This is a genomic window from Bacillus nitroreducens (assembly GCF_964021195.1).
This window is the reverse complement of record NZ_CAXHYI020000001.1, coordinates 360,154-386,531: the sequence shown is the minus strand read 5'-3', so window position 1 is coordinate 386,531 and position 26,378 is coordinate 360,154. Positions and strand designations below refer to the sequence as shown.

Annotated in this window: 22 protein-coding genes and 1 pseudogene; 13 read left to right on the top strand and 10 right to left on the bottom strand. The window is 36.9% G+C overall.

Annotated elements, in window-relative coordinates; translation table 11 throughout:
• Positions 1 to 53: 53 nt before the first annotated feature.
• Positions 54 to 971, bottom strand: coding sequence for a non-homologous end joining protein Ku (gene ku / locus ACWPVE_RS01940; protein WP_453990371.1), 918 nt, complete (start codon positions 969 to 971; stop codon positions 54 to 56).
• Positions 972 to 1,316: 345 nt separating this feature from the next.
• Here ku and sigI point away from each other — a divergent pair, with 345 nt between their 5' ends.
• Positions 1,317 to 2,069 carry an RNA polymerase sigma factor SigI gene (sigI, locus tag ACWPVE_RS01935; RefSeq protein WP_453990369.1) on the top strand — a complete coding sequence of 251 codons (753 nt, stop codon included), beginning with the start codon at positions 1,317 to 1,319 and terminating at the stop codon, positions 2,067 to 2,069.
• The gene (locus ACWPVE_RS01930; RefSeq protein WP_453990367.1) at positions 2,066 to 3,160 is read left to right on the top strand and encodes an anti-sigma-I factor RsgI family protein; all 1,095 of its coding nucleotides are present in this window, start codon (positions 2,066 to 2,068) and stop codon (positions 3,158 to 3,160) included. The genes sigI and ACWPVE_RS01930 overlap by 4 nt, the downstream gene beginning before the upstream one ends.
• A 44-nt stretch (positions 3,161 to 3,204) precedes the next feature.
• Here the strand turns inward: ACWPVE_RS01930 and ACWPVE_RS01925 are convergent, their stop codons facing one another.
• Entirely contained in the window at positions 3,205 to 3,399 is a 195-nt protein-coding gene (locus ACWPVE_RS01925; RefSeq protein WP_453990365.1) for a small, acid-soluble spore protein, alpha/beta type, read from the bottom strand.
• A gap of 225 nt (positions 3,400 to 3,624) precedes the next feature.
• Between ACWPVE_RS01925 and ACWPVE_RS01920 the strand changes: the two genes are divergently transcribed.
• Positions 3,625 to 4,974, top strand: a complete 1,350-nt coding sequence (locus ACWPVE_RS01920) for a TrkH family potassium uptake protein (RefSeq protein WP_453990363.1) — start codon at positions 3,625 to 3,627, stop codon at positions 4,972 to 4,974.
• Between the two features lie 320 nt (positions 4,975 to 5,294).
• On the opposite strand, the gene ACWPVE_RS01915 is transcribed toward ACWPVE_RS01920, so the two are convergent.
• On the bottom strand, positions 5,295 to 5,651 hold the full coding sequence (locus tag ACWPVE_RS01915; RefSeq protein WP_453990361.1) for a DUF3905 domain-containing protein: 357 nt from the start codon (positions 5,649 to 5,651) through the stop codon (positions 5,295 to 5,297).
• Between the two features lie 145 nt (positions 5,652 to 5,796).
• Between ACWPVE_RS01915 and ACWPVE_RS01910 the strand changes: the two genes are divergently transcribed.
• Positions 5,797 to 5,952: a hypothetical protein gene (locus ACWPVE_RS01910; protein ID WP_099354306.1), complete on the top strand. Its 156-nt coding sequence runs from the start codon at positions 5,797 to 5,799 to the stop codon at positions 5,950 to 5,952.
• Between the two features lie 70 nt (positions 5,953 to 6,022).
• Here the strand turns inward: ACWPVE_RS01910 and ACWPVE_RS01905 are convergent, their stop codons facing one another.
• Positions 6,023 to 7,768, bottom strand: a complete 1,746-nt coding sequence (locus ACWPVE_RS01905; RefSeq protein WP_453990359.1) for a B12-binding domain-containing radical SAM protein — start codon at positions 7,766 to 7,768, stop codon at positions 6,023 to 6,025.
• Between the two features lie 323 nt (positions 7,769 to 8,091).
• Between ACWPVE_RS01905 and ACWPVE_RS01900 the strand changes: the two genes are divergently transcribed.
• Positions 8,092 to 8,583 (top strand): methylated-DNA--[protein]-cysteine S-methyltransferase, encoded by a 492-nt coding sequence (locus ACWPVE_RS01900; RefSeq protein ID WP_453990357.1) that lies wholly within the window; start codon positions 8,092 to 8,094, stop codon positions 8,581 to 8,583.
• 85 nt (positions 8,584 to 8,668) lie between these two features.
• On the opposite strand, the gene mtnK is transcribed toward ACWPVE_RS01900, so the two are convergent.
• The gene (gene mtnK, locus ACWPVE_RS01895) at positions 8,669 to 9,874 is read right to left on the bottom strand and encodes an S-methyl-5-thioribose kinase (RefSeq protein WP_453990355.1); all 1,206 of its coding nucleotides are present in this window, start codon (positions 9,872 to 9,874) and stop codon (positions 8,669 to 8,671) included.
• 399 nt (positions 9,875 to 10,273) lie between these two features.
• The gene (locus tag ACWPVE_RS01890; protein ID WP_453990353.1) at positions 10,274 to 11,062 is read right to left on the bottom strand and encodes a carbon-nitrogen family hydrolase; all 789 of its coding nucleotides are present in this window, start codon (positions 11,060 to 11,062) and stop codon (positions 10,274 to 10,276) included.
• A gap of 83 nt (positions 11,063 to 11,145) precedes the next feature.
• Here ACWPVE_RS01890 and ACWPVE_RS01885 point away from each other — a divergent pair, with 83 nt between their 5' ends.
• The 5 genes and pseudogenes from ACWPVE_RS01885 to ACWPVE_RS01865 all read left to right on the top strand — a co-directional run.
• Complete coding sequence (locus tag ACWPVE_RS01885) at positions 11,146 to 12,330, top strand: aminotransferase class I/II-fold pyridoxal phosphate-dependent enzyme (protein ID WP_453990351.1); 1,185 nt, start codon at positions 11,146 to 11,148, stop codon at positions 12,328 to 12,330.
• 73 nt (positions 12,331 to 12,403) lie between these two features.
• The gene (cbpA, locus tag ACWPVE_RS01880) at positions 12,404 to 13,033 is read left to right on the top strand and encodes a cyclic di-AMP binding protein CbpA (protein ID WP_453990349.1); all 630 of its coding nucleotides are present in this window, start codon (positions 12,404 to 12,406) and stop codon (positions 13,031 to 13,033) included.
• Between the two features lie 304 nt (positions 13,034 to 13,337).
• The gene (locus tag ACWPVE_RS01875) at positions 13,338 to 13,592 is read left to right on the top strand and encodes an aspartyl-phosphate phosphatase Spo0E family protein (protein WP_453990347.1); all 255 of its coding nucleotides are present in this window, start codon (positions 13,338 to 13,340) and stop codon (positions 13,590 to 13,592) included.
• A 160-nt stretch (positions 13,593 to 13,752) separates the two neighbouring features.
• Positions 13,753 to 14,973 (top strand): ISL3 family transposase, encoded by a 1,221-nt coding sequence (locus ACWPVE_RS01870; protein WP_429896512.1) that lies wholly within the window; start codon positions 13,753 to 13,755, stop codon positions 14,971 to 14,973.
• A gap of 838 nt (positions 14,974 to 15,811) precedes the next feature.
• Positions 15,812 to 16,681, top strand: a pseudogene (locus ACWPVE_RS01865) (transposase); the annotation flags it as partial.
• Here the strand turns inward: ACWPVE_RS01865 and ACWPVE_RS01860 are convergent.
• On the bottom strand, positions 16,596 to 17,831 hold the full coding sequence (locus ACWPVE_RS01860) for an MFS transporter (protein WP_453990345.1): 1,236 nt from the start codon (positions 17,829 to 17,831) through the stop codon (positions 16,596 to 16,598). The pseudogene ACWPVE_RS01865 and the gene ACWPVE_RS01860 overlap by 86 nt on opposite strands.
• Positions 17,832 to 18,048: 217 nt before the next feature.
• Between ACWPVE_RS01860 and ACWPVE_RS01855 the strand changes: the two genes are divergently transcribed.
• Both ACWPVE_RS01855 and ltrA read left to right on the top strand, forming a co-directional pair.
• Positions 18,049 to 18,996, top strand: coding sequence for an aldo/keto reductase family protein (locus ACWPVE_RS01855; protein WP_453990343.1), 948 nt, complete (start codon positions 18,049 to 18,051; stop codon positions 18,994 to 18,996).
• A 577-nt stretch (positions 18,997 to 19,573) separates the two neighbouring features.
• Entirely contained in the window at positions 19,574 to 20,872 is a 1,299-nt protein-coding gene (gene ltrA, locus ACWPVE_RS01850; RefSeq protein ID WP_453990341.1) for a group II intron reverse transcriptase/maturase, read from the top strand.
• A gap of 173 nt (positions 20,873 to 21,045) precedes the next feature.
• On the opposite strand, the gene ACWPVE_RS01845 is transcribed toward ltrA, so the two are convergent.
• Positions 21,046 to 22,557, bottom strand: coding sequence for an ATP-binding protein (locus tag ACWPVE_RS01845; RefSeq protein WP_453990339.1), 1,512 nt, complete (start codon positions 22,555 to 22,557; stop codon positions 21,046 to 21,048).
• 416 nt (positions 22,558 to 22,973) lie between these two features.
• Between ACWPVE_RS01845 and ACWPVE_RS01840 the strand changes: the two genes are divergently transcribed.
• Entirely contained in the window at positions 22,974 to 24,539 is a 1,566-nt protein-coding gene (locus tag ACWPVE_RS01840; RefSeq protein ID WP_453990337.1) for a bifunctional metallophosphatase/5'-nucleotidase, read from the top strand.
• A 51-nt stretch (positions 24,540 to 24,590) separates the two neighbouring features.
• Here ACWPVE_RS01840 and motB read toward each other — a convergent pair whose 3' ends face one another.
• The gene (gene motB / locus ACWPVE_RS01835; protein WP_453990335.1) at positions 24,591 to 25,364 is read right to left on the bottom strand and encodes a flagellar motor protein MotB; all 774 of its coding nucleotides are present in this window, start codon (positions 25,362 to 25,364) and stop codon (positions 24,591 to 24,593) included.
• The gene (gene motA, locus ACWPVE_RS01830) at positions 25,357 to 26,148 is read right to left on the bottom strand and encodes a flagellar motor stator protein MotA (protein WP_453990333.1); all 792 of its coding nucleotides are present in this window, start codon (positions 26,146 to 26,148) and stop codon (positions 25,357 to 25,359) included. The genes motB and motA overlap by 8 nt, the downstream gene beginning before the upstream one ends.
• Positions 26,149 to 26,378: the final 230 nt, after the last annotated feature.

Below are 26,378 nucleotides of genomic sequence, written 5' to 3'. Positions count from 1 at the left end.
CTTATTGATTAAAAAACGGGAGAGCTCCATTTAAAAAGGAGCTGTTCCCTTCATTACGAACCCACTTTTTTACGGGTTGTTCTTGTTTTTGGTTTTGCAGCTGTGTTGTCTGTTCCAGTTGGAGCAGCCTGTTTTGTTTTAGGTTTTGCGCTTCCTTTTGCTTTTGGAGCAGCTGTTTTAGCTGGAGTTGCTGTTTCTTTCGATTTAGTTCGTTCAATGCTTGCTTGTAAGGCACTCATTAGATCCACAACATTTGAGCGAGGAGCTTCTTTCGAAGTAGTTCCTTCATTATTATTAACTTTTGATTCAATTAACTCCATGAGGGCTGTACGGTATTCATCTTTATATTTTTCTGGATTGAATTCTGTTGTTAATTGGTCAATGAGCATGATGGCAGTATCAAGTTCCTTTTCATTAATCTCAATATTTTCGGGGACACCTGGAACTTCAGCCACATTCCGAACCTCATCAGGGTAGTGAATGGTTTCCATAACAAGGCTATTTTTATACACACGTATAATCGCCATCTGTTGTTTGGACCTGATTGTGATTTCTGCAATCCCGATTTTACCCGATTTTAGAAGGGCCTCACGAAGCAATCCATAAGCTTTACTTCCGTTTTCCCCAGGACCGATAAAATAGGAGCGACTAAAGTAGATCGGGTCAATTTCCTCGAGCTTAACAAAATCAATGATTTCAACGCTCTTGTCCACATGCTCGTCCTTTAAATCCTTCAGTTCCTCATCACTTAAAATCACAAATTTACCCTTTACATATTCATACCCCTTAACAATATCCTCATTTCCAATGTCTTTTTCGCAGTTTGGGCATTTTTTTTCATATTGAATGGGGGTATTACATTCTTTATGAAGATTCCTTAGCTTTACATCCTTATCTTCGGTTGCAGAGAAAAGTTTGATTGGAATGTTTACTAAACCGAAGCTGATTGAGCCTTTCCACATGGTATGCATATGATTTCACACGCTCCTTTTTTAAGAATTATTGTCTCCAGAAACGAGAGTGGGAATGATGGTAATATAAACCTGAACAAAAATTTATCATTAATTGAAGATAAACCCCCCAAAAAAGAAATAAGGTAACGTAAACTGTAAATGAGTCAAACATTACAAAAATAGTGAGGGTTGTAACGGAAAAGAAATATATGTTACAACGCTTGTCTCCTTTCCAATAAATGAATGGTCTTTGGTATTAGTGCATTTGTAATAAAGTTTGAAATAGCCTCCTAATGTGAAAAATTGTTATTGAATCTCACTTTCAACTCTTGCTACTATTAACAGATAGTAAAGAGAATTGAGGTGAAACCAGTGCTTAGCCTATTGTTTAAAACTGGAAGACGTAAAAGCACGCTGGAAGAAACCGTTACCCAGATTCAAAATGGAGATCAAACATTACAAAATAAACTGATTGAAGACTATAAACCATTTATTGCTAAAAATGTATCTGCCGTTTGTAAACGATATATCAATGATTCAGATGATGAATTTAGCATCGGACTCATTGCGTTCAATGAAGCCTTAGAAAAATATTCAAAAGAAAAGGGTAGTTCCTTTTTGTCTTTTAGTGAGTTACTCATTAAACGTCGCGTGATTGACTATATTCGAAAAGAAGCTCGTGTACGCAATGTTAACTTTATTTCAAATGGCGAAACTGATGAGGAAGGTGCACAATCGAAGCTTGAAGCTCACCTCTCTGTTGATGATTACCAACGGAAAATGGAGCAAGAACAGAGAAAAGAAGAAATTCTCCATTTTCACAAAGTTTTGCAGGAATTTGGTTTGTCATTCCAAGAATTGCTTGAGATTTCTCCAAAGCATTCAGACGCCAGACAGAATGCGATTATGGTCTCGAAGGTTGTTGTAGATCACCCTGAGCTTTTGCAAACGTTGTTTGAGAAGAAGCAACTTCCTATTAAACAACTTGAATCAAAAGTAACTGTGAGTCGAAAAACAATTGAGAGAAACCGCAAATACATCATCGCGATGACGATTATTTTATCTGGTGATTATGTCTATTTAAAAGATTATCTTAAAGGGGTGCCAGGAATTTGAAAAAGGGAATCGTTATGGATGTGAACGATGACTATATTACGATGCTAACCCCTGATGGTGAGTTCGTAAAAGCAAAACATACAAAACCAAGCTATGAAATAGGCGAAGAAATATCCTTTTTTCCAATCTATGAACGAGTAGGCAATACTTCGAAGCAACGATTTTTTAAAATGAAGAAATGGCGTTATGCACTTGCAAGTTCGTTAGTTGCAATTTTTTTATTATCTTTATTTATACCTTTTTCAACGCGTAATGAAGTGTATGCATACATGTCCATTGATATCAATCCTAGCTTTGAGGTTGGATTGGATGAAGAACTTCGTGTCATCAGTATAGAAGCTTTGAATGATGAAGCAGAAAAACTAATGGAATCTATTCCAGATTGGAAAAAAAGCTCGCTTGATTCAATCACTGAAAAAATCATTCAACATAGTAAAGATAACGGTTTTCTAGAAGAGGGCAAGGAAGTCTTAATTACAACTGTTGTGGCAGATACGCATGATACAAATGTGGACCGTCAATTACAGCAAGGAATCGAAGAAATCAAAAAAGAGTATGAAAAAGAGGAAATTTCTGTAACTTCAGTTAGGAGTACTGCTGAAACTAGAAACGCTGCTAAGGAAAAGGGAATCTCAACAGGAAAGCTTCTTATTAAAGAAAACAAGCTTCCAACACGCGTGCAAAAGAAGAAAGCTCAACCTGCTGAACAAAATAAAAATGTAAATAGACAACAGGAAAATGCCGTTGATCAAAAAAAGATAGAAAAATTTAAAGAAAACGGCAAGCAAAAGGCAAATGAAGTACGTCAAGAGCTTAAAGGGAAAAAAGAACAGATTAAAGAAAAAGTCAAACAAAATGTTGAAAACTCCAACATGCCAGAACGAGTGAAAGAAAAAAGACTAGAAAATATCGATGAAAAGTGGGAAAAGAACGAACAGAAGAAACAAGAGAAGTGGGAAGAAAAGCAGCGTAAGCATGAAAAAAAGTGGGAAGAGAAGCAGCGTAAGCATGAAGAAAAGGAACGGAAAAAGGAAGAGAAAAGACATCAAACAGAACATAACAAGCGTCACAAAGACCGAGATGATGATTAAAGCCGAGGTATGCACCTCGGCTTTTTTGCCATTTTATGAAATTTTTATTGACCGCCGCGTAATTGGTGTTGAGCTTGTGATACAAGGCGCTTTGTAATTTCTCCACCTACAGAACCATTTGCTCTTGATGCTGTATCTGAACCGAGGTTAACACCAAACTCTTGGGCAATTTCAAATTTTATTTGATCTAAAGCTTGTTCAATACCAGGAACAAGCAATTTATTACTACTTCTAGCCATTCTTCTCACTCCTTTTTGATATAGAACAACGTATAATTCGTTGTATCTATAGTATAAGAAGATTATTAAATTCAATACTGGAAATGCATACTAATCATGACATGCAAGTGTATGAAAATCGAATGTGAAGAAGAAAGTCTCCCTTTTGTAAAAAAAACCCTTTTCATTTGGAGATGGATTCTTTAAGATAAGAGGATGAGATTTAAAGGTTAGGAATGAATAAGAATGTGGAAAAAAATAAATCTATACATCAATAACCTTTCGCCAGCTCAATTAATCTTTGCGTTCTATCTGTTAGCTGTAACGATATCGGTTATATTACTTAGTCTTCCTTTTGCTATCAAGGATGGGGTACAGGTTTCCTTTATTGATACTGTTTTTACTGCTGCAAGTGCGGTTAGTGTAACAGGACTAAGTGTAATCTCAATTAAAGATACGTATACCGATGTAGGAATTTATATTTTAATTTTTGTCCTGCAGGTGGGCGGGATTGGGATTATGACGATGGGAACCTTTATTTGGTTAGTGTTTCGTCGTAAAATCGGCCTACGGGAAAGGCGTTTAATTATGGTTGACCAGAATCAATCACAGTTATCTGGATTAGTAAACCTACTTAAGCAAATCATTATCATCATCATAGGCATTGAGTTCTTTGGTAGTTTGATTTTAGGGCTTTATTTTATGCAGTATTTTCATACATGGCAAGAAGCATTTATTCATGGGATCTTTGCGGCTGTCAGCGCGACAACAAATGCGGGGTTTGATATTACAGGAAATTCGTTAGTGCCTTTCGCGAATGATTATTTTGTACAGTTTGTAACCATGATTTTAATCATACTAGGCGCCATTGGCTTTCCCGTCTTAGTTGAATTGAAGGATTTTCTTTTTCAGAAAAAAGGTAGATATCGTTTTTCTTTATTTACGAAGCTGACGACTGTTACCTTTTTATCCTTAGTTGTTTTTGGAACCATGATTATTTTTTTATTGGAATTTAATCATTTTTTCAAAGGAATGGATTGGCATGAAACTTTCTTCTTTTCTTTGTTCCAATCGGTTACTACGAGAAGTGCTGGCTTAGCCACAATGGATGTAAATGATTTTTCAGAACCTACTTTATTGTTCTTAGGTGCGATGATGTTTATCGGGGCATCCCCAAGCTCTGTTGGGGGTGGAATCCGGACGACAACGTTTGCGATTAATATTTTGTATCTTTTCCATTTTGCCAGAGGAAATAAGTCTATCAAGGTATTCAAGCGTGAAATACATGAGGAAGATATCAAAAAATCACTGATTGTCACACTATTTGCCTTTTTTACTTGTTTTATTTCGATCTTTTTATTATCGGTTACCGAGAAGTTCTCATTTATGGAAATTTTCTTTGAGGTGGCTTCTGCCTTCGGAACTTGCGGATTATCAATGGGAATAACCCCTGAACTAAGTAATTTTGGAAAAATACTGATTATCTTGTTGATGTTCATCGGAAGGATTGGCATTCTCAACTTTATCTTCATCATTGGAAAGAAAGGAAAAGACGTAAATTATCACTACCCGAAAGAAAGATTGATTATTGGTTAATGAAAAGAGAGCACTTATTTACAAAGTGCTCTTTTTCCATATTGTTTAGGGAATTAAAATTTTTATCCTGTGGATCATTTTTAATTAGGTTATCTACTTTTTAGCGCAAGCAACCTAGCCCCTCTCTGGTCTAGTCAATCCGTCAAGAAGGTCAAGGAACACGCCTTTAGACGTATCATCTTATGCGTGTCGGACTTACACAGGACAAGGAAGGCTTTGAGAGCATAAGCATTTTCGAGGATGGGTTGACATCGACGTTTGCCACAGTGTGGCAGTAGTTAGTCGATGTTTCACTTTCAAGGCGCTTTTCGTATTTGTCATTAGTCATTTCCATAGCTTGTGTCTTGTGAAGGATGCATGAAGGGAGCGCCTTTAGGCTTTTTCTTGCTTTCAAGTAGTTCTCGGTTTTCGGTTGTGTTCCAGCCTATATCATTTGTCGGGTGAACCCACTGGTCACCAGCCATGATTTCAGGATCTACTTCATCACTCCAATTATTGAGGGGAGATTGAGGTGAATTGTAAAGACTATCGCCAATCACCACTCCATAGTCGTTTACAAATGGCTCCTGCATTTTAATCCCTGTCCCTTTAAAAGAAGGTGCAGATATTTGATGGGGCATTGTATCATCTAGTATAGGGGATTCAATATTTTCTTTTTGGTTTTTCTTTTTCGACATACTTACACACCTCACAAATATGTTTTCCTTAGTGTTTACTACCATAAGAATTTTATAAAATTCTCAAAGGAGTAGAGAGGTAAATTTTACTATTATATATACATACGATTCCTGGAGAAACTATAGATGAAAAGGGGGGACCATCATGAAACGTAAAGTGAAATTTGATGCAGCAAGAAAGAGTAATTTTACACCAAAAGAAAGTATGCCAGACACTGAGTTTTCGGCAGAAGCAGATTACGAAAACCCAATGAAAGGCGCAAATCGTAATTCCAAAAAAGGGAATAGTACGGGGGAATAAAAGTAGGTAAGTTGCACTTATATCGCAGAGTAGCTAAATAAAAAGGAGTCAGCGGGGGCTGACTCTTTTTTTATGAAACCTTCCGTGTGAAAACTTTAGCTTGGCGTGAAGTTGGGTCAAAATATACAAGCATATAGGTTTCTTGCAATTTAACTTCACCAGTATGCTTATATTCCTCAAGGTCAAATGGAATTTTTTCAACAACCGTATGTTTGTACAAATCTTTCTCATGAAGTTGTAATTTACTAAATTCCTCACCTAAGCTATCTGGCTGTTCTAAAATATCTTGATAGAATGTTGCACGTTCTTGTTTACTTACAAAATCCTCCCACCATGGTTTACGTGGTTTATATTTTTGATTTCGTAAATAATCATATTTCATAATCGCTTCAACGATAGGAAGCTGTTCTTTATTCGTAACCTGAAGAAATTCATAGAGACGTTTAAATAAATCTTCTAGTTGGTGACCAATTCGTGACCAACCTCGCTCATCCCAATATGTTCCAAAATCTTGGAAGAAATCAAATGCTGTTTCAAAGCAATTCGTGACCAAGTATTCAACCGTCTCATTCATTCGATGGTCATTCCAGTATTTTTCAAGAACATCCTCGACTTGTTTAATTCGTATAATATCATCAAAACTCAAGACATTGTTCCCAAGAATCTCATATGGGGAGTGGTCCATATAGGTATACCCATATCCTGCAGCTCCGATTCGTAAGCCTGTACCGCGAAGCATTTTTAAGAAACCAAGCTGTAATTCTTCAGGACGCATGTCAAATACATCATTAAATGTTTTACGGAAGGATTGATAATCTTCTTCAGGTAACCCCGCGATTAAGTCTAAATGCTGATCAATTTTTCCACCATCTTTAACCATTGTCACTGTTCGCTGTAGTTTGGAGAAGTTCTGTTTACGTTTGACCAATTCATTTGTAAGATCATTGGTGGATTGAACGCCAATTTCAAATCGGAATAGCCCAGCTGGTGCATTTTTATTTAAAAAGTCAATGACTTCTGGTCGCATGATGTCTGCTGTGATTTCAAATTGAAAGACTGTACCAGGTCGATGCTCATCAATTAAAAATTGGAACATTTCCATCGCATAGCTTCTACTGATATTAAAAGTGCGGTCAACGAATTTAATTGTTTTAGCACCATTGTCCATTAAGAAACGAATATCCGATTTGATTTTTTCGCGATCAAAATACCGAACACCCACTTCAATGGAGGATAGGCAAAATTGGCAATTAAATGGACATCCACGGCTTGTCTCAATATACGTCACTCGTTTTGACAAATGTGGAAGGTCTTCTTCAAATCGGAATGGAGAAGGAAGTTCCTTTAAATTAAGTTTGTTTCGCTGTGGATTAACCTTAAGTTGTCCCTCATTAAGATAAGCCACACCACTTATTTCTTCAGTACTCTCGCCATCACGAATGGCAGTAAGTAAATCTTTAAACGTCTCTTCCCCTTCACCTATGACAATATAATCTACCTCAGGTATGCGTTCTAACCATTCATGTACATCATAGGTCACCTCAGGGCCGCCAAGAATGATGATTAAATCTGGTTTTATTTTTTTGAGCATTTTAATCACTTTAATGGTTTCTTCAATGTTCCAAATGTAACAACTAAAACCAATTACATCAGGCTTTTTTCGGTATAAATCGGTTACGATGTTCATGGCAGGGTCCTTGATTGTATATTCTGCCAACATGACATCAAATTCAGGTTCAGCAAATGCTTTTAAATAACGTATCGACAAACTTGTATGAATATATTTTGCGTTCAATGTACTTACTACAATGTTCATTCTCTTGCTCCTTATCTATGATTAACTAATATATTCTACCACAGTAGGTTAGCTCTACCAAATGTATGGTAGAATTTGCTATGAAAAACGATCATTCCCCTTTCTAATAAAGAATGGTAAAACCATATTTTGGCTATCCTTTTAAAAAAAGTTTGCTACGAAGGCAATGACTAGAATGGGTGCAATTTAGTTAAAAGGGAAACCTCCAACCATAAAAGTCACAATATGGTAAAGTTTGTAGAACAGTCAAAATTAAACATATCCAAAAGCGAGACCATTTTGTAAAATAAGGGTAGGAGTTCATTAAGGAGGGAGTGCATTCCATGTTTAAATACAGTGAAATGCAGACGGATATTTTTGGCACGATTTATATTCTTGCAGATGATCAAGCTTTAGTTGATATTTCTTTATCGAAAGAGGACTGGGAAGAGACTTGTAAAAAATACCAGGTTGTATATGCTCCAGAAGATGAGATCCTTCTTACGATCAAACATCAACTTGAAGAATACTTTAGCGGTCACCGTAAAACGTTTCGTTTCCCGATTCGATTTAAAGGTACGACATTTCAGGAACAAGTATGGAATGAGTTGTTAAACATTCCATACGGTGAAACTCGCTGTTATGCAGACATTGCAAATGCTATTGATAATCCAAAGGCTGTTCGTGCGGTTGGACAAGCAAACAGAAAGAATCCAATTCCAATTGTTGTCCCATGTCATCGCGTTATTGGAAAGGACAAATCCTTAACAGGCTATACTGGCACAAGAACAGACTTGAAAGAAAAATTACTAGAATTAGAGGGTGTTTTGAGTTAGATTTACAATTAAAATAGCGACACAATCTAAAACACTCCAATGTGGTTTCACATTGAAGTGTTTTATTTACTTATTCTCTTTCATACTAATTCGTGGCTAGCTCATGCTGTTTTTTCACAGCTGTTTTTTCTACATAGTTTCGTAGATCTTTAAGTTCTGTAAACAATCTTCGTTCAATGATCAACTTTTTACCCAACCGAAGTGCATGCTGATTCGTTGTGAATCTGTGTTCGGTATTATGTGTGCCATCCGAATTCGAATTCTTTATTTGAGCGATTGTTTTATAGATTAACTCATACCCTGCAAACCCTATCGTATTTTCAAGTGTTTGTTTTAGAACATCTGGTAAATTGGCAGGTTTTTCGTGAGTTAAAAATACATCTTCATTGTTCCAAAGGTTCGTAAAGGTTCTCGAAAATACATCCCAAGTTTTTTCTATATGTTGAAAGACTCGTTCACGATTGTTACTGTCCTGTGAAATCAGAATAAGTAATAGATCTGCAATAAATTGACCAAAATCAGCACCGAGTGGACCATAGTGGGCAAACTCATAGTTTACAATCTTCGTTTCTGTTTGGCCCGCAAAAATATTTCCAGTATGGAAATAACCGTGTAAAAGGGCATCTTGATTGGTTTTGTATGTTAGTTGTAGCTTATCAACTTCATGTTTAAGTGACTCGTCAGCCCTGATTTGCTCAATCTCATTTCGAACTCTCTCATCGGAATAATCTGATGGACTATCAAATTGTGTTAAGAAATGATTCTCTAAGTTTTTGCACTGATCGGGACGATTAAATGCCTTCATGAAAGATTTTTTCTGTGCGGCCCCTAGTCCATAATCTGATGTGTAGAACAAAGAATTGGCTAAAAATGTTCCGATGTGTTCAGATAAAAGGGGATAGGTGTTTCCTTTAATGAAACCAGATTCAATATTTTCTAAATGAGAAAAATCTTCCATAATTGTTACCCCAAGGGCTTCATCATAATAATAGACTCTTGGTACAAGTGAAGGAACATAGTCAGCGGCAGATAATAAGGCTGTGGTTCCAATTGTTGAGTTGGAACGGGATATTGATTGATTGCCATCATTAACCTTGGGTAATGCCTGTTTTATTAAAATCCTATTCTCATTTTTGTCATCAGTTACCTGAAATACGAGGTGTTGATTATCTATACTCACTTCCTTACATTTCAAAAACGTTCCTTCTTCATATAGACCTAATCGAAGTGCCAATGCTACCGCGGTTGTCTCATTTAATGGTTCATAATTCATTTGATGTGATGTTACCATCTTATCTACCTCCAATATTCGTTTTGATTCATGTTGACGTCGTTGGAGGCTTTTCTCATAAATGAAAAAAGCCTCTTTCAAATTGAAAGAGGCTTGAAGACACGGCTTCGCACCTCTTATCTGCCAGGAAAATCAATTCTATTCTGGTGTGATTTGCGATATGTAATCGCGAATGCACCTAAGATTTGGATTTCCTGTTGGAATTAGCACCGTGCCGTATGGGGAATTCCCATCGCTATTCATCGCGTTTCATCTAAATGTGAAATATCGGTCGGTTGCTGGGCTTCATCGGGCCAAGTCCCTCTGCCTGCTCTTGATAAGAGATTCATAAATATATGAACTTTTGTATATGATTTGAATCATACCAACGAATGTACCTAATTGTCAATATTGTTTTAATTATTCATAAAATGTAGGACGACGATCTTTAAAAATTGGGATTTGATTTCTCACTTGTTGAACCTTTGAAAGGTCGATTTCGCCAACTAATGTCGTGCTCTCAGTTCCAGCCTCAGCTATAATTTCCCCCCATGGATCGATAATCATTGAATGTCCAGCAAAGACGTTATCTGGATTACTTCCAACACAATTACAAGCAACAACATAACATTGATTTTCGATCGCGCGGCTAATAAGTAATGTCCGCCAATGGTGGAGACGAGGGAGGGGCCATTCTGCAACTACAAATACGATTTCTGCACCCTTTGTTGTGTGGGCACGAATCCATTCGGGGAAGCGGATGTCATAGCAGATGGCACCAGCAGCTGGGATATTTTCAATCATGAATTCGCCTTTTTCTTCACCAGCCTTTAAATACAAGTGTTCGTCCATAAGTTGGAACAGATGTAGTTTACTATATTCACTCACGAATTCTCCTTGTCGATTAAAGACAAACATCGTGTTTGTGACATCTTTTCCGACTTTTTTTGCGATGGAGCCAGCAATAATATTCACTTGGTATTCTTGAGCTAGTTTTTGAATAAACGCTTTTGTTGTATCACCGTTTTCATCAGCAATTTCATCTAACCTAGTTAAGTCATATCCTGTTGTCCAAAGCTCTGGTAGAATAATAATATCTGGTTTGTTTTGTTTCATTGTTTTATCGATTTCTTTGGAAACGATTTCAAAATTTTCTTGCGGTTTTCCAAATTGAATATCATACTGTATACACGCAACTTTTAAATTCATCTGGTGACCTCCATAGTTAAATGTTACTCTAACAATATATGATTTTTACCTATTATTTCAAGTATTTTGAAGAAGGTGTAAACATGAAACAATTCCAACAATCACAAGTGTTACAGAATTTACCAAAGCAATTCTTTGCCTCTCTCGTTTCTAAGGTTAATCATGTCGCATCTCAGGGCCATGATGTGATCAATTTAGGGCAAGGTAATCCAGATCAACCAACGCCCGAACATATTGTCGAAGCATTGAAAATGGCTAGCGATCAACCGAAGTTCCATAAGTATTCTCCGTTTCGAGGGCATTCCTTTTTGAAGAAGGCAGTGGCACAATTTTACAAACGTGAATATGGGGTTCATCTTGATCCTAATACCGAAATCGCTGTTTTATTTGGTGGAAAGGCAGGATTAGTGGAGATCCCACAATGTCTTTTAAATCCAGGTGATGTGGCATTGGTTCCTGATCCTGGCTACCCAGATTATTGGTCAGGTGTTGAACTAGCGAGAGCCGTAATGGAGTATATGCCTTTAAGAGAAGAAAATGATTTTTTACCTAATTACTCAGAAATCAATCCTGAAAAACTAGAAAAAGCGAAAGTGATGTTTTTAAATTATCCAAATAACCCGACAGGGGCCATTGCATCACAGGAATTTTTTGAGGAAACCATTTCTTTTGCGAAAAAACAAGGCATTTGTGTTGTGCATGATTTTGCATATGGTGCGATAGGATTTGAAGGGAAAAGGCCAATTAGCTTTCTAGAAGTTGATGGTGCCAAGGATGTCGGAATTGAAATTTATACACTTTCCAAGACCTATAATATGGCGGGGTGGAGAGTCGGTTTTGCAGTCGGAAATCAAAGTGTAATTGAAGCGATAAACTTACTCCAAGACCATTTGTATGTTAGTTTGTTTAGTCCAATCCAAGTAGCGGCTGCCGCAGCATTATCAGATTCACAGGAGTGTGTCAACGAGTTAGTGTACAAGTATGAATCAAGACGTAATGCTTTTATAAGTGCGCTAAAAGACATTGGGTGGGATGTAAAAGCACCAAAAGGCTCATTCTTCGCATGGCTTCCAGTTCCTGAAGGGTATACATCCGTTACATTTGCAGATCTATTACTAGAAAAAGCCCATGTTGCAGTCGCACCAGGAATTGGTTTTGGCAAATATGGAGATCGCTATGTACGTGCTGGCCTTCTAACGGATGAGGACCGATTAATCGAAGCAGCAAATCGCATCAAAAAATTAAATCTGTTCAAACAATCTCTCTAGAATACTTATGCTAGGTTGAATATATGATAGATGTAGATGGTCATTCTTTCTATAAAATGAGGAGTTGGGAAAAATGAAGATACGCTACAATTTTGTCCAAAAAAAAGATGTGAAATATTGTGATGACAGTTTTACGATTGCACAAGCTCTTCAGTTTTTAAATGAAACGGGTTTTCGTTCCGTACCCGTATTATCTAAAAATGGTACTCAATTTGAAGGTTTAATATACAAGGTCGACATCTTAGAATACTTATATGAAAAACAAGGCGACGCCGATGTAAATGTGTCTACACTCGTTGAAAGCAAGGATGCATATGTTTTTGAAGAGGATTCATTTTTTAAGGCTTTTTTAACAATCCGTCGTTTACCATTTATTGCGGTAGTGAATTTCGAAAAAGAATTCAAAGGAATTATCACACATTCAAATGTGATGGATGTCCTTGAAGATTCATTTGGAATGAAGACGGGTGGATATACCTTAACAATCGCCACGATTGAACATAAAGGGGCAATTAAAGAACTTGTTTCCTTGATTCGTGATATTAATATTGACGGCATGTTAACACTGGATAATGGAGAAACATATCTCCGCCGCATTATTTTAAATCTACCAGGTTCACTCGGTGATGATCGAATTCAGGAAATTAAAAGAAAACTCGAAGCGAAAGAATTCCGTGTGACGCATATTGATCGAATTAAATAAAGGATATGGCCTATAGGTGCAATGCCTATAGGTTTTTTCTATTAAAATTCATGTCGGTTCCTGTATTATTTCGAATGTCGAAAAAGATTGAAAAGAGTATTGGAAACGATTTCGTACACAATTTTGTAAAAAATTTAAAGAAAAAAATGTCTTATTTTGCGAATCTATTTACATAAATAGTAGATTTTGTAATAATTCATAGAGTAACAACTTCAGATGCGCCAAAAGTTGTATTGGCTGGCATACGATAGTTGTATGCTCGCGTTAGATTCGTCTAACGGGTAAATTAAAAGGAGTGGAAGTTTTGGAAACCAAGCGTGTAGATTACAAACAGTTACTATTAGACGAAATTAATAGAAAAAGAGAAGAAATGATCACAATTGCTAATAGTACGGGGTTTACAAGTAATGAAACGATTGAGTGTAGTCAAGAACTTGATGAACTTTTAAATATCTATCAACGAGCAGAAGCAGCAGAACGAAACCATTCACTTTTTCGTCAGTTTATAAAGAGAGTCATGTTATTTTTCGCACTTCAAAAAGTCAGCTACAAATCATAAATGGAAAAAGCAAACAATTCACCATGTGGATTGTTTATTTTTTTGGCTCTATAATATTTGTTGGGGTTTAAACAAAATTTTGTGTGCATAAAAAAACACGCAAACTCCACATTCTTTTATACTTGAATTGTCTAGAAACAAGTCTAAAGAATGGAGTTGCGTGTATATGGATTTTACCATGATTATTCCTGGATTAAAAGGGTCTATCCTAACCAATGTTGAAGAAGTAGGCGAAGTTATCCGCCTGTACGTTGAAATGGAGCGAAAAGTACATCGGTGCCCTAAATGTAATCAAAGGACGAGTAAAATTCATGACTATCGTATACAAAAAATTCAACACTTAAAGTGGTTTGAAAGAAAAACCCAAATCTTTTATAAGCGAAGACGATATGTCTGTGAATGTGGGAAACGTTTTTCAGAGAAAAATCCTTTTGTCATGCGTTATCAACGTACCTCAATAGAATGGAATCAAGCTATATCAATTAAAGCGATTAAAGGAAAAACATTTAAGGAAACAGCTGAAATCTACGGGTGTTCATCTTCAACCATTATACGTCGATTCGATCAAATTTCACGAAGTGAAATTCGTCCGGTGGAAGAATTACCTACAGTTATAGCTATTGATGAATACAAGGGTGATACCCGCGAAGGGAAATACCAGTTAATCATTGCGAATGGGATAACAAAAGAACCGATTGATATTCTACCAAATCGTTATAAACGTACGATAAAAGACTACTTAAGAAAGCACGGATCTAGAGTGCAAATAGTCATAATGGATATGAATCATTCCTTTAAAGCAGCCGTTCAAGAGGCATTGGGTAAACCTGTTATTGTAGCTGATAGATTTCATTTTTGTCGTTACATCTATTGGGGGCTTGATGGAGTAAGACGTCGAGTACAAAACCAATTTCATGGCTACGACCGTAAAAAGTGTAAACGTATGAAACATGTCTTTCATAAAGACTGCCAACGCTTAACTAAGGATGAGAAATGGCATTTAAATCGTTACTTGGAGATGTCGAATGAACTCAAACAAGCATATGAAATTAAAGAGGCATATCGTACTTGGTTTTTACGTGCTAAAGAAAACGGAAAAAACAGTATCAGTTTGGTTAAAAAGGAATTGGAAGAACTATATAAGTTAATTGAGGATTCAAAGATACCTGAAATGATTAAAGCAATAAAGACCATACAAAATTGGCAAGTTGAAGTATTAAATAGCTTTGCCTATGAATATTCAAATGGGTTTTTAGAGGGAATTAATAATTCAACCAAAGTTCTAAAGAGAAATGCTTATGGATTTAGAGTTTTTGAACGCTTTAGGGCGAAGATTTTATTAACACACAAGTATAAAAGAATTGGGGTACATATTGGTTAACCGAGTTGGTGTGATTCTCCTCTATAAAAAATGATGAATGGTATCATCCATCATTTTTTATAGAGGCCACCAAGCGTAGCGCGGTAGCCTAAAACCCCAACATTTGATTTAGAACCATTTTTTTTGAGGAAATATGTGAAGAAGGATTATTGCATAGGAAGAAGAATTTGTTTATCCTCGACGGAGAAACACTAACTAGTATTTCGTATAGGTGGAAATCGGTTTATCTTTGTACAGTAAAATACTAAAACGGTATATTCTTGTACTGTAAAATAAAAATTTGATAAACCTATTAAATTGTAAACGAAAATAAATGTTTAGTAGATAAGCTAAGGATAGACTGCAACTTTTTCAATTTGCTTATTAAATTGTTTTTCGCACATTTAAAAACATACTCAGCTAACATACCCTTACGTAAAAGGGGCTGTCCAAAAAGTCACTGAAAAATGACTTTTGAGGACAGCCCTCATTTTTTGTTTTTTGGGTTTACTAAAAATTCTGGTGTTGATTTCCGCTGCAGGTACTCGCTTTCCGCGGGCGGTCCGGGAGCCTCCTCGTCGCAAGCTCCTGCGGGGTCTCCCCTGGCCACGCTTTTCCCGCAGGAGTCTCGTACCTTCCGCTACAATCAACAAGGTTACAAAATTTAATAGTATTGACTCGTAACTTTTAAAAAAACACACAAAAAAATCATCCTTTTTAGTAAAATGAAGTTTTAGGTGATCGCAATAGTTATTCTAAAACGGACAAAGATTCCACCTTCTTGCGTATGAAAGAAGATCATATGAAAAATGGCCAACTTAAGCCAGGATACAACGTATAAGTAGGAACAGAAAACCAGTTTATTCTATACTATACAATACATCAACGCCCAACAGACACTCGGTGCTTCATCCTTCATATGGAGAAACTGGCAGCTTCTTCTTTACCAATACCCAAAACGGTTATTGCCGATGCAGGATATGGTAGTGAGGAGAGTTATGTTTACGCTGTCGGAGATGAGAAAGAGCAACGATTCGAGTTTCTTATTCCGTATGGAAGCTATGTACAGGAACAAACCCGTAAATATAAAAAAGACATCAAAAACGCAAAAAATTGGACTTACGTGGAAGATGACGACTATTTTATTTGCCCGAAAGGAATGAAAGTAACGTTTAAAAAATACCTGAATAAAAAGAATAAATCTGGCTACGAGCAAAGTTTCAAAATATATGAATGTGAAGATTGTAGCGATTGTCCACTAAAAGCACAATGCACAAAAGCAAAAGGGAATCGTCAGATTCATTGGAATACGATTTTTGAAGAAATGAAAGCCAAGGCTAAAACAGCCCTTGAATGTGATGAAAAGTCCGCTATCTACGCTCAACGTAAAGTTGAAGTAGAAAGTGCGTTCGGTCACATCAAGGGCAATAGGTCGTTTCGCAGATTTTCTCTGCGGGGGCTCGACAAAGTATATGTCGAGTTTGGAATGGTGGCATTAGCCCACAATATATTGAAAGTAGCAGGCATACGCGAGCTACTTTCAGAGAAAAATCGAAAAAAACAAAAAGGCAAGGGAGAAAAACGGTCGTTTTTCTCCCTTGCCTTATTTTTTAGGACTTATCGGACAGCCCCCAATAAACAAATCAAGCATTATTCCATTCGTTTAGTTTTCGATCAGTTGGTAATAGGAATGCTAAGAGACCCAATAAGGGTAAAAAGCCCATCATGATGATGGTTGGTGTCAAGCCGATGGCATCAATAATCGATCCAATGGCTACTCCGCCGATACCTCCCATACCAAAAGCTAGACCGACGATTAATCCAGACATCATTCCAATTTTTCCAGGCATTAGCTCCTGTGCATATACAACCGTTACTGAAAAGCTTGTTAAAAGGACAAACCCAATGATCGTTACAAGAACGATCGCAACATGAGGACCGACAAACGGGAGTATTAGCGCCATAGGAGCGGTTCCAAGTAAGGAAGCAATGATGACATTCCGTCTTCCAAATTTGTCAGCTAATGGTCCACCAAAGAAAGTACCTAAAGCCCCTGATGCAAGGAATAAGAAAATGAATATTTGAGCTTGTGAAATGCTATATCCATATTTATCAATTACATAAAACGAGTAAAAGTTTGTAATGCTCGACATATACCATGTCCGAGCAAAAACAAATAAGATCAGTACAACTAATGCAAACTTAATCGCCTTTTTGTTACGAGGAACAGCAGAAACGGCCTTCGTGATTTTCTTCTGTAGTTCAATTGTTTGAAGAGTTCTCGAATACCATTTCGCGATATATACGAGTAACCCGACTGCAAGTGCCGCTACTAGCGAAAACCAAATAGCTCCAAATTGTCCGAGTGGCACAAGAACCAATGCTGTAATGACAGGTGCGAGCGCTTGCCCTGAATTCCCACCAACCTGATAAATGGATTGTGCTAATCCGCGTCTGTTTCCAGCGGCCATATAGGCAACACGAGATCCTTCTGGATGAAAAACTGCAGAACCGACCCCAATTAATAAGACAGCTAGAATAATAGTTACAAAGTTTGGTGCGAATGCTAGCCCAATCACACCAATAAAGGTGAAGGTTAACCCAATTGGCAATGCATAAGGCATTGGTTTTTTGTCTGTATACCACCCAACAGCAGGTTGAGCAATGGAAGAGACAATCTGCAATGCGAACGAAATGAATCCAAGCTGTGTGAACGTTAATCCCATTGAGCGTTCTAAAATAGGAAACATAGCTGGAATAATAGATTGAATGGTGTCATTTAACATATGTGTAAATCCAATTATAAATAAAATTCCGTAAAGCGTTTTCTGAGCACTGTCCTCTGCACTTTTTGTCGTCTGTGTTTTAGCTGCGAGCATTTTATAAAATCCCCTTTGTTCCTTTACATTTTATGAAATTTAATCCTTTACTCTATGAAAAACCTTTTTTACCTTTTTGTAAAGTGAAAAATCAAAATATAAATAGGGACTTCAAGACAAGCAGCGACATAGCAAACATATGTAAGCGCTTTACCTTATTTGAAATTTCTGATAAATTAAGTAGTATGAAAGTATTTCGAAATGGAGGAGGCAGGTTATGAAATACAGGAGGTTAGGACGTTCAGGACTAAAAGTTAGTGAAATTAGTTTAGGAAGTTGGCTTACTTTTGGAAAAACGGTAGATGAAAAAATGGCTACGAAAACTGTTCATAAAGCATATGAACTTGGTATAAATTTTTTTGATTCGGCAAATGTGTATGAGCGTGGAGAAGCAGAACGTATTTTAGCGAGGGCTTTAAAAGAATTTCCTCGTGAATCGTACTGTATCACAACTAAGGCATATGGGCCGATGGGAAGTGGTCCAAATGATAGAGGTTTATCCCGAAAGCATATAATGGAGCAAGTTCATGCAAGTTTAAAACGCATGGAGTTAGAGTATGTTGATGTGTTTTATTGTCATCGCTATGATGAAGACACGCCATTAGACGAGACGTTAAGAGCAATTGACGATTTGGTTAGGCAAGGAAAAATCCTTTATGTAGGGGTAAGTGAATGGACAGCAGCTCAAATTCAAGAAGCGGTTGCCATTGCAGATAAATATCTACTTGATCGAATCGTTGTGAATCAGCCTCAGTATAATATGCTTCATCGTGATATTGAGGATGAAATTATACCAGTTTGTGAGAAAAATGGTATTTCACAAGTGGTCTATTCCCCGCTTGCACAAGGAGTATTAACTGGAAAGTATAGAGATGGCACAATCCCAACAGGAAGTAGGGGAGCAAATTCTCAAGTCAATACTTGGGTAAAGAATATTCTTAATGGGATTGTGTCAACTAAACTGGATCGACTTGAGGAATTTGCCCAGGAATTAGATGTTACCTTGCCAGAATTAGCTCTCGCGTGGACATTAAGGCAGCACAATATTGCGAGTACACTTGTTGGTGCAACAAATCCGGATCAAATTGAGGCAAATGCGAAAGCCTCAGAACTTGTCCTTGGATTTGAAGAGATTAAACGAATCGAATCCATTTTAACAGTGTAGTTATACTTATAACAAAAACCCACTTTTAAGTGGGTTTTTGTTTTTAGCGTGCCCAGCAAGCCGTTAATTGCTAGTTGGTGGGAGTCCAACCTGAGTAAGTGCCAAGACGCTCAGTAGCTGACAGGCAACTGGTGGAGAAATCCTAAGGTTGAAGCCCTGTGACAAAGTAACTCTCGTAGAGAGTGCGAGCAAGCTAACAGGTTGTAACATGAAGTGAATCCTGCCGCCTCGTAAAAAGAGACCTTTAAATAAGGACAAAGAGAAGTCGAGACTGGTGAAAATAGGCGAAGACCATGGAAGGTGTGGAGAACTTGGAAATACAGCACCGAAGAATCTCTCGGGGTAAGGGGAACGACATGTTAGTAAAGTAGTTAACGGAACTGGGGATACCCTCCTCGTCACTTTCTTACGAAAGTAAAGCAGAAACCTATGAGTGCAAACGAAATGGTGGATGGATGAGAGGGAGTCGGAGGGGGTCATAGTACCAATGATGACAACGACAACATAACGTTGTCTAGGGAAGGACGGCATAAGCCAATACCCTACTTTGTTCACAAGTTTAAAGGAGGTAAGAGTAGTGAATGCTGGAAAACTAGCTAACTACACCGATGTAAAAGCTCGAGAACTCTGGAAAACTTTATATCTTTGTGCCAAGGAAAATCCTACACGGCGATTTCATGCGTTATATGACAAAGTATATCGACCAGACATACTTGCAGAGGCATGGCGTAGAGTTAAGAGTAAAAAGGGAAGTGGCGGAATTGATGGACAAACGATTGAAAAGATTGTCCTAGAATACGGTGAAAGTAAGTTTATGAATGAACTTTATCTAGAACTCAAAGAGAAAAGATTTCGACCGAAACCTGTTAGAAGAACATATATCCCTAAAAGTGATGGGAAACAAAGACCGCTAGGTATCCCAACAATCAAAGATAGAATAGCACAAATGGCAATGAAAATGGTTATTGAACCTATTTTCGAAGCGAACTTCCAAGAATGCTCGTTTGGTTTTAGACCAAAAAGAAGTGCCCACAAGGCAATAGCGAAGATAAGAAAGACAAGCAAGAAATCCTATTGGGTAGTAGATGTTGATATAAAAGGTTATTTTGATAATATCAATCAAGATAAACTCATGAACCTTATTCAAATGAGAATTAGTGACAAAAGGGTTTTAAGTCTTATCCGCAGATGGCTTAAAGCTGGAATCATGGAAGATGGCCATTTCCGTGACTCCGTCACAGGCGTGCCGCAAGGTGGGGTCATTTCGCCGTTATTATCGAACATCTATTTAAATGTGTTGGATTCCATTTGGATAAAGAAATTCTCTCATTTAGGAGAGTTGATTCGCTATGCAGATGATTACGTGGTAATGTGTAAAACCAAGAAACAAGCACTTGAAACCATAGAAGTAATAAAAGGTATTATGTACAAACTTGACCTTACACTAAGTGCTGAGAAATCTAGATTGGTCAATATATGGGGTGACTCAGATGGTTTTGACTTTCTGGGATTACATCATAGAAAGTTTCCTGTAATGAACAGGGGAGGCTCTAAAATCTATGCCATGTCACATATTCCGACAAAGAAAGCAATGAAGAATATGAGATATAAAATTAAAGAATATACCGGGAAAAGGAATAAGCTTTTCCTAGATATGCTTGAATTGATAAAGGGACTGAATAGGAAGCTCCAGGGATTCAAGAATTACTATCTCATCTCACCAATCGCCAAGAAATGGCTCAACAGAATTGATTGGTATGTAATCGAAAGGTTAACGCTGTTTTGGAATAAGAAGAGAAATAAACGCAATAAACATAGTGGGATTGGTCAAGTTAATAAAATGACTCAACATACACTTGTGAAATTGGCAAAGTAAGGAAAGTACGTAAAGCCAAAGAAAGAAGAACATCGGAAAGCCGTATGAGGGAAAACCTCACGTACGGAATTGATGAGGGGAAGCAGGAAAAGAAATTGCCCTCCTATCTGGCTTAGTAAGGTGGAACACCCTGAAACCCGAAGACAAAGAAGGCAATATTTAATTCCTGTTTTCTACTCTACATCTTGATGTAATGGCAAACGTACTATTACGGTTGTCCCTTCACCTTCAGTACTTTTAATTTGAATCGTACCCTTATACGTATCTATAATTCTTTTACAGATGACAAGGCCTAAGCCAGTCCCAGTTTCCTTGTTCGTAAAAAAAGGTTGATATACTTTGTCAATAATATGTTTAGGAATTCCTACCCCAGTATCTGAAATCTTTAACAAACAGTTGGTTCCCTCTTGTTGAATTGAAATCACCAATCGTCCACCGTGGGATTGCATAGATTCAATCGCGTTTTTTGAAAGGTTTAATACAACCTGTTTGATATTGTCATTCGAGCACATGATGATAAGTGGTGATGGAGTATATTGCACAGTAAATTCAACATTATATAAATTTGATTCCGATTGAATAATAGGTTGAACTTCCTTTACAATTTCATTCATGTCATAAGCCTTCATTTTATCTGCAGTAGGTTTTCCAAGAATTAAGAATTCATTTACAATGTCATTGATTCTCATAATTTCTTGTTGAATCACTGAAAAATAAAATTGGTCTTTGGAGTCATGATGTTTTTCACTTAATAACTGAATAAGGCCCTTAACTCCAGTTATTGGATTCTTAATCTCATGTGCAATACTTGCAGCTAATGTACCCACCATTTCCAACTTTTGGTGTTCACTTTCTTCGCGCGTACGAATGGCTTGTCGCTTTAAAAGATGATACTTTCCGAAAAGAAATAAAATATGGGTAAAAATTAATAAAATACCACAGAAAATAATGGAGTTTAACACAAAATAGCTTTTATTCATTATGTTGGCTTTTGGTCTTGCTTCTAACGTCCAATTCACATTGGATAGTTCAGTTTGAATAATATCTGTATCTAATGAATCGAAATCAAAATTTGTATTAATCAGCACATTCTTGTTTGAATCTACAACTCTTAAATATTCATCTGGGAAAAGAACCCTAATGATATTTACTAAGTAATCTAAACGTAGACTGTGTATCAGCACTCCTTCGATTTCGTTTGATTTAACAACCGGTGTAGCAATTGTGACGATATAATTACCTGTAATTCTGCCAGTAAGAGGTGATGAAATGACAGGTTGTTTCGTTTGGATTGCCTGTTGAAAGTAACTTCTATCATAAGCATTTATCCTTTTACTTAATGGAGAAGAGGACACAAGAATATTACCATCTGGATTAGCCCAATGTAGGCCTGAGAAACGGTTATCCGTTTCTAGCATGGATTTTAATATATTTTCAATCTCTTCAGAACTGTTTTTATTTTGGAGTACAATTGAGAGAGTTTTCGTACTTGCAACTGTTTCACCAATAAATCGATCAAGATAGCTTGAAAGGAATGTCACAGTTTTTTGTGTTTTTTCAGCCTGTTTCGTAATCGTAGCTTGATAATGAAAATGAGTAAATAAAAAACCACCTAAAATCGTAGGTAAGATTACGATTATTAGATATATTAAGATATTTTTAAGAACTCGAGAATCTACTTTCAAATTCATTCCCCTTGCCAATTATGATGTAAAAATAGTACCACAAAATGTTAGGAGAATATAGTTTTAATTGTAATGAATGATAGGTCTGTACGAACAAATTGTTTAATAATGATAAAGCGCTAAGTAGCTCTCGCTGATTGCCACATCTGTTGCTTGAAGTGCAGTCGCTTGATGAATGCGGTAATTGGTCGTTCCTTAATTTTCAACGATGAATACAGGTTTTCGCTCCAGAGGACCCTCTCAAGCAAACGAGCGTCGTAACGTAAAGGAAAAGGCATGAAACATAAAAAAATGAAATCCTCCTCTTGTAGTGGAAACAAGATTATCAATAAAAAATAAATTTTCTAAAAACGAACTTAATAATGGTCTGTGTTTGTGTATACTAATATTACAGCCTATATAAAAGAGGTAAAAAGATGAAATCTATTACAATTACAATTCTTGAAACAAGTGATGTTCATGGAAATGTTTTGCCCATTCATTATGGGAATAATGAGCCCGCAGAACACGGTTTAGCAAAAATTGCGACACTCATTAAACAAGAAAGAAATCGTAATCAGAATACTATCGTTGTTGATAATGGAGATTTAATACAAGGAACGCCTTTAACATATCATTATGTTCGTTATAATCAAGGTCAAGTAAATCCAATGATAAAATTGTTAAATCATTTAAATTACGATGCAGCCATTATTGGTAATCATGAATTTAATTATGGGATGGAAGTTTTACAACAAGCTATGAAAGATTCGAAATTCCCATGGCTGTCAGCAAATATTTTAAATGAAAAAGGAGAGCCATTTACAGGCAAGCCTTATATCATGATTGAATTAGAGGAAGGCATAAAGGTAGCTGTTTTAGGTGTCACCACGCACTATATCCCAAACTGGGAGAACCCTGAACATATTATGGGATTAACATTTACAGATGCGTTTGAAACAACAAAAGAATGGGTAAAGATAATCCGCGCCATTGAAAAACCTGATATATTAGCAGTTTCTTACCATGGTGGATTTGAGGCAGATATCGAAACAGGGGAGCGCACTGAAAAGCTTACTGGTGAAAATCAAGGCTACCGTATCTGTCAAGAAATAGAGGGGATTGACCTTCTATTAACTGGACATCAGCATCGGGCATTAGTTGGAGAGATAAATGGAGTTCCAATCATACAGCCAAGTTTTAATGGGCAGGCAATTGGTAAGATTACGTTAACACTTACAAAAACTGAAAATAAGTGGAAGATTACGGAATCAAAGCCTGACCTTGTTTTTGTAGATGAAATGGATGTTGATGAGAGTTCGGTTCAACTAATTGAAGAGTATGAAAGAAAGACTCAGGAGTGGTTAGATAAACCGATCGGTCATGTACAAGGTAATATGACGATTGACGATCCATTTCAAGCACGCGTAAAGGAACACCCCCTTATTGAATTTATTAATAAGGTACAAATGGATGCGTCAAAGGTATCTATTTCAAGTACAGCCCTTTTTAATAATGTCACGAAGGGGTTTCCTTCAATGATTACCATGAGAGATATCGTTTCCAGTTATATCTATCCAAACACATTGACGGTTATCCGAATTACTGGAAAGGACATGAAGCAAGCGCTAGAAAGAAGTGCCAGTTATTTTATGATTAAAAATGGTGAGGTGACGATTAATCCATCGTTTACAACACCGAAGCCTCAGCATTATAACTATGATATGTGGGAAGGAATCGACTATATTTTTGATATCTCAAAGCCGATAGGGGAGCGAGTTGTTCATTTAACTTTTCAGGGGGAAGTCGTTCAACCAGATAAAGAGTATGATGTGGTCATGAATAACTACCGTGCAGGCGGTGGAGGAGAATATAGTATGTTCAAGGATAAGCCGATCATCAAGGATATACCACTTGATATGTCAGAGTTAATTGCAAACTATATTCTGGAAAGAGGAACAATTGAAGCAACTGTTGATCATAATTGGAAAATAATTTGGTAATACATGAAATGCCCACGGTGAAAAATCCATGGGCATTAATGTTTATTATTCTTATTCTGATTGTGGTTCAGTATTAGGTAGAATTAATATTTCAACACGACGGTTAAGTCTTCTACCTTCAGGTGTTTCATTTGTTGCAACTGGTTCAAATTCACCAAGACCCCGGGCACTAAAACGGCTTGGGTCAAGTTTTTCATTTTCTAATAGAATACTCATAAAATTAATCGAACGCATAACACTCAAATGCCAGTTACTTTTAAATTCATGATTATTAATGGGAACCGTATCAGTGTGACCACTCACAATGATATTCCTTGGTGGATTCATGACCAATAGCTCCGAAATTTCACGAGCAATCTTGACATCTTCTGGCCTTACTTTAGCACTTGCAGAATTAAAGAAAGCACCATCCTGAATCGTTACGTACAAACCTTCTTCGGTAAGATTTGTTTGTAGACTTAAATCTAACTCATTTTCTGTGATATAGGTATTAATTTTTTCTTGTACTTCCTTTAGTTCCTCTTGCTCTTGTTTTTCAATTGCCTTCTGTACTTCCTCTGGTGTAGGATCCTTTTTACCAGTCGCGATGTTTTTTATATCAACTGGCTCTGGACTCTCATATTCTAGGAAAGAGCTCCCGCCAGTAAAGATGCTATTAAACGAGCTTTTCAACGAGTTAAATTTCTGAGCATCAACATTACTGGCGGCGAATAGAACGATAAAAAGGGCTAACAGCAATGTTTGAATATCCGCATACGGCACCAACCATGATTCATCAATATGCTCATCTTGCTTTGCTTTTCGCTTTCTCTTTCGATTAGCCATCTATCATTTCACCTTCAGTCAAAACTGTTCTACGGTCCCTATTAGGTAAATACATGGAAAGTTTTTGCTCTATAGCACGTGGTGATTGGCCTTCAAGAACGGATAATACTCCTTCAATCATGACTTCTTTGTTTTTAATTTCCTGCTTGGATTTTTGCTTTAATTTATTTGCGAATGGATGCCACAGTACATAACCTGTGAAAATACCCAATAATGTAGCAATGAAGGCAGCAGCAATAGCTTCTCCAAGTGCATTCGTATCTTCCATATTACCTAAAGCGGCAATCAAACCGACAACGGCTCCTAATACCCCAAGTGTTGGTGCATATGTTCCTGCTTGAGAGAAAATTGCAGCGCCTGATAAATGACGTTCTTCCATTGCGTCTAATTCTTCAGACATGACATCACGGATAAATTCAGCACTTTGTCCATCAACCGCCATGCTTAAACCATTTTTTAAGAATGGATCTTCCACTTCAGCAACTTTAACCTCAAGAGCTAAAAGCCCTTCCTTACGAGCAATTGTTGCCCAATCAGAAAACATTGGAATTAGTTCCTCTACACTTAACATCTTTTTATCTTTAAAAAGAACACCGAAAAGCTGTGGAACCCTTTTTAATTCGCTTGTGGGGAACGCAATGGTTACGGCTGCAATGGTTCCAAGAATAATTATTAAAAAAGCAGCAGGGTTGACCAATGCAGATAATGGTACCCCTTTTACAACCATTCCTACAAATACGGCTATTAACCCTAGAAAGACTCCTATTAATGACGATTTATCCAATTAGATCACCTAAGCTTTCATACATAGTAACAAGAATTATTTTAAAATAATGTTTCTTCCATCCTACTATTTTTATCGACAAGTTTCTTAAGATTTTTAGCGATTCTTATCAATTTATGATGAAAACTTCCTTGTAGATTTAATAGGTGTGGGTAGTTTAAAATGAAAAGGTATACATATTCAATTTATAGCTAATAATTGGAAATTCAATTTGATGGAAGTGACAAACT

Bases quoted from the DNA above. Each gene is read 5' to 3' on its own strand.
- ku (WP_453990371.1), bottom strand. From the start codon at position 971: ATGCATACCATGTGGAAAGGCTCAATCAGCTTCGGTTTAGTAAACATT.
- ACWPVE_RS01925 (WP_453990365.1), bottom strand. From the start codon at position 3,399: ATGGCTAGAAGTAGTAATAAATTGCTTGTTCCTGGTATTGAACAAGCT.
- ACWPVE_RS01920 (WP_453990363.1), top strand. From the start codon at position 3,625: ATGTGGAAAAAAATAAATCTATACATCAATAACCTTTCGCCAGCTCAA.
- ACWPVE_RS01915 (WP_453990361.1), bottom strand. From the start codon at position 5,651: ATGTCGAAAAAGAAAAACCAAAAAGAAAATATTGAATCCCCTATACTA.
- ACWPVE_RS01910 (WP_099354306.1), top strand. From the start codon at position 5,797: ATGAAACGTAAAGTGAAATTTGATGCAGCAAGAAAGAGTAATTTTACA.
- ACWPVE_RS01905 (WP_453990359.1), bottom strand. From the start codon at position 7,768: ATGAACATTGTAGTAAGTACATTGAACGCAAAATATATTCATACAAGT.
- ACWPVE_RS01900 (WP_453990357.1), top strand. From the start codon at position 8,092: ATGTTTAAATACAGTGAAATGCAGACGGATATTTTTGGCACGATTTAT.
- mtnK (WP_453990355.1), bottom strand. From the start codon at position 9,874: ATGGTAACATCACATCAAATGAATTATGAACCATTAAATGAGACAACC.
- ACWPVE_RS01890 (WP_453990353.1), bottom strand. From the start codon at position 11,062: ATGAATTTAAAAGTTGCGTGTATACAGTATGATATTCAATTTGGAAAA.
- ACWPVE_RS01885 (WP_453990351.1), top strand. From the start codon at position 11,146: ATGAAACAATTCCAACAATCACAAGTGTTACAGAATTTACCAAAGCAA.
- cbpA (WP_453990349.1), top strand. From the start codon at position 12,404: ATGAAGATACGCTACAATTTTGTCCAAAAAAAAGATGTGAAATATTGT.
- ACWPVE_RS01860 (WP_453990345.1), bottom strand. From the start codon at position 17,831: ATGCTCGCAGCTAAAACACAGACGACAAAAAGTGCAGAGGACAGTGCT.
- ACWPVE_RS01855 (WP_453990343.1), top strand. From the start codon at position 18,049: ATGAAATACAGGAGGTTAGGACGTTCAGGACTAAAAGTTAGTGAAATT.
- ACWPVE_RS01840 (WP_453990337.1), top strand. From the start codon at position 22,974: ATGAAATCTATTACAATTACAATTCTTGAAACAAGTGATGTTCATGGA.
- motB (WP_453990335.1), bottom strand. From the start codon at position 25,364: ATGGCTAATCGAAAGAGAAAGCGAAAAGCAAAGCAAGATGAGCATATT.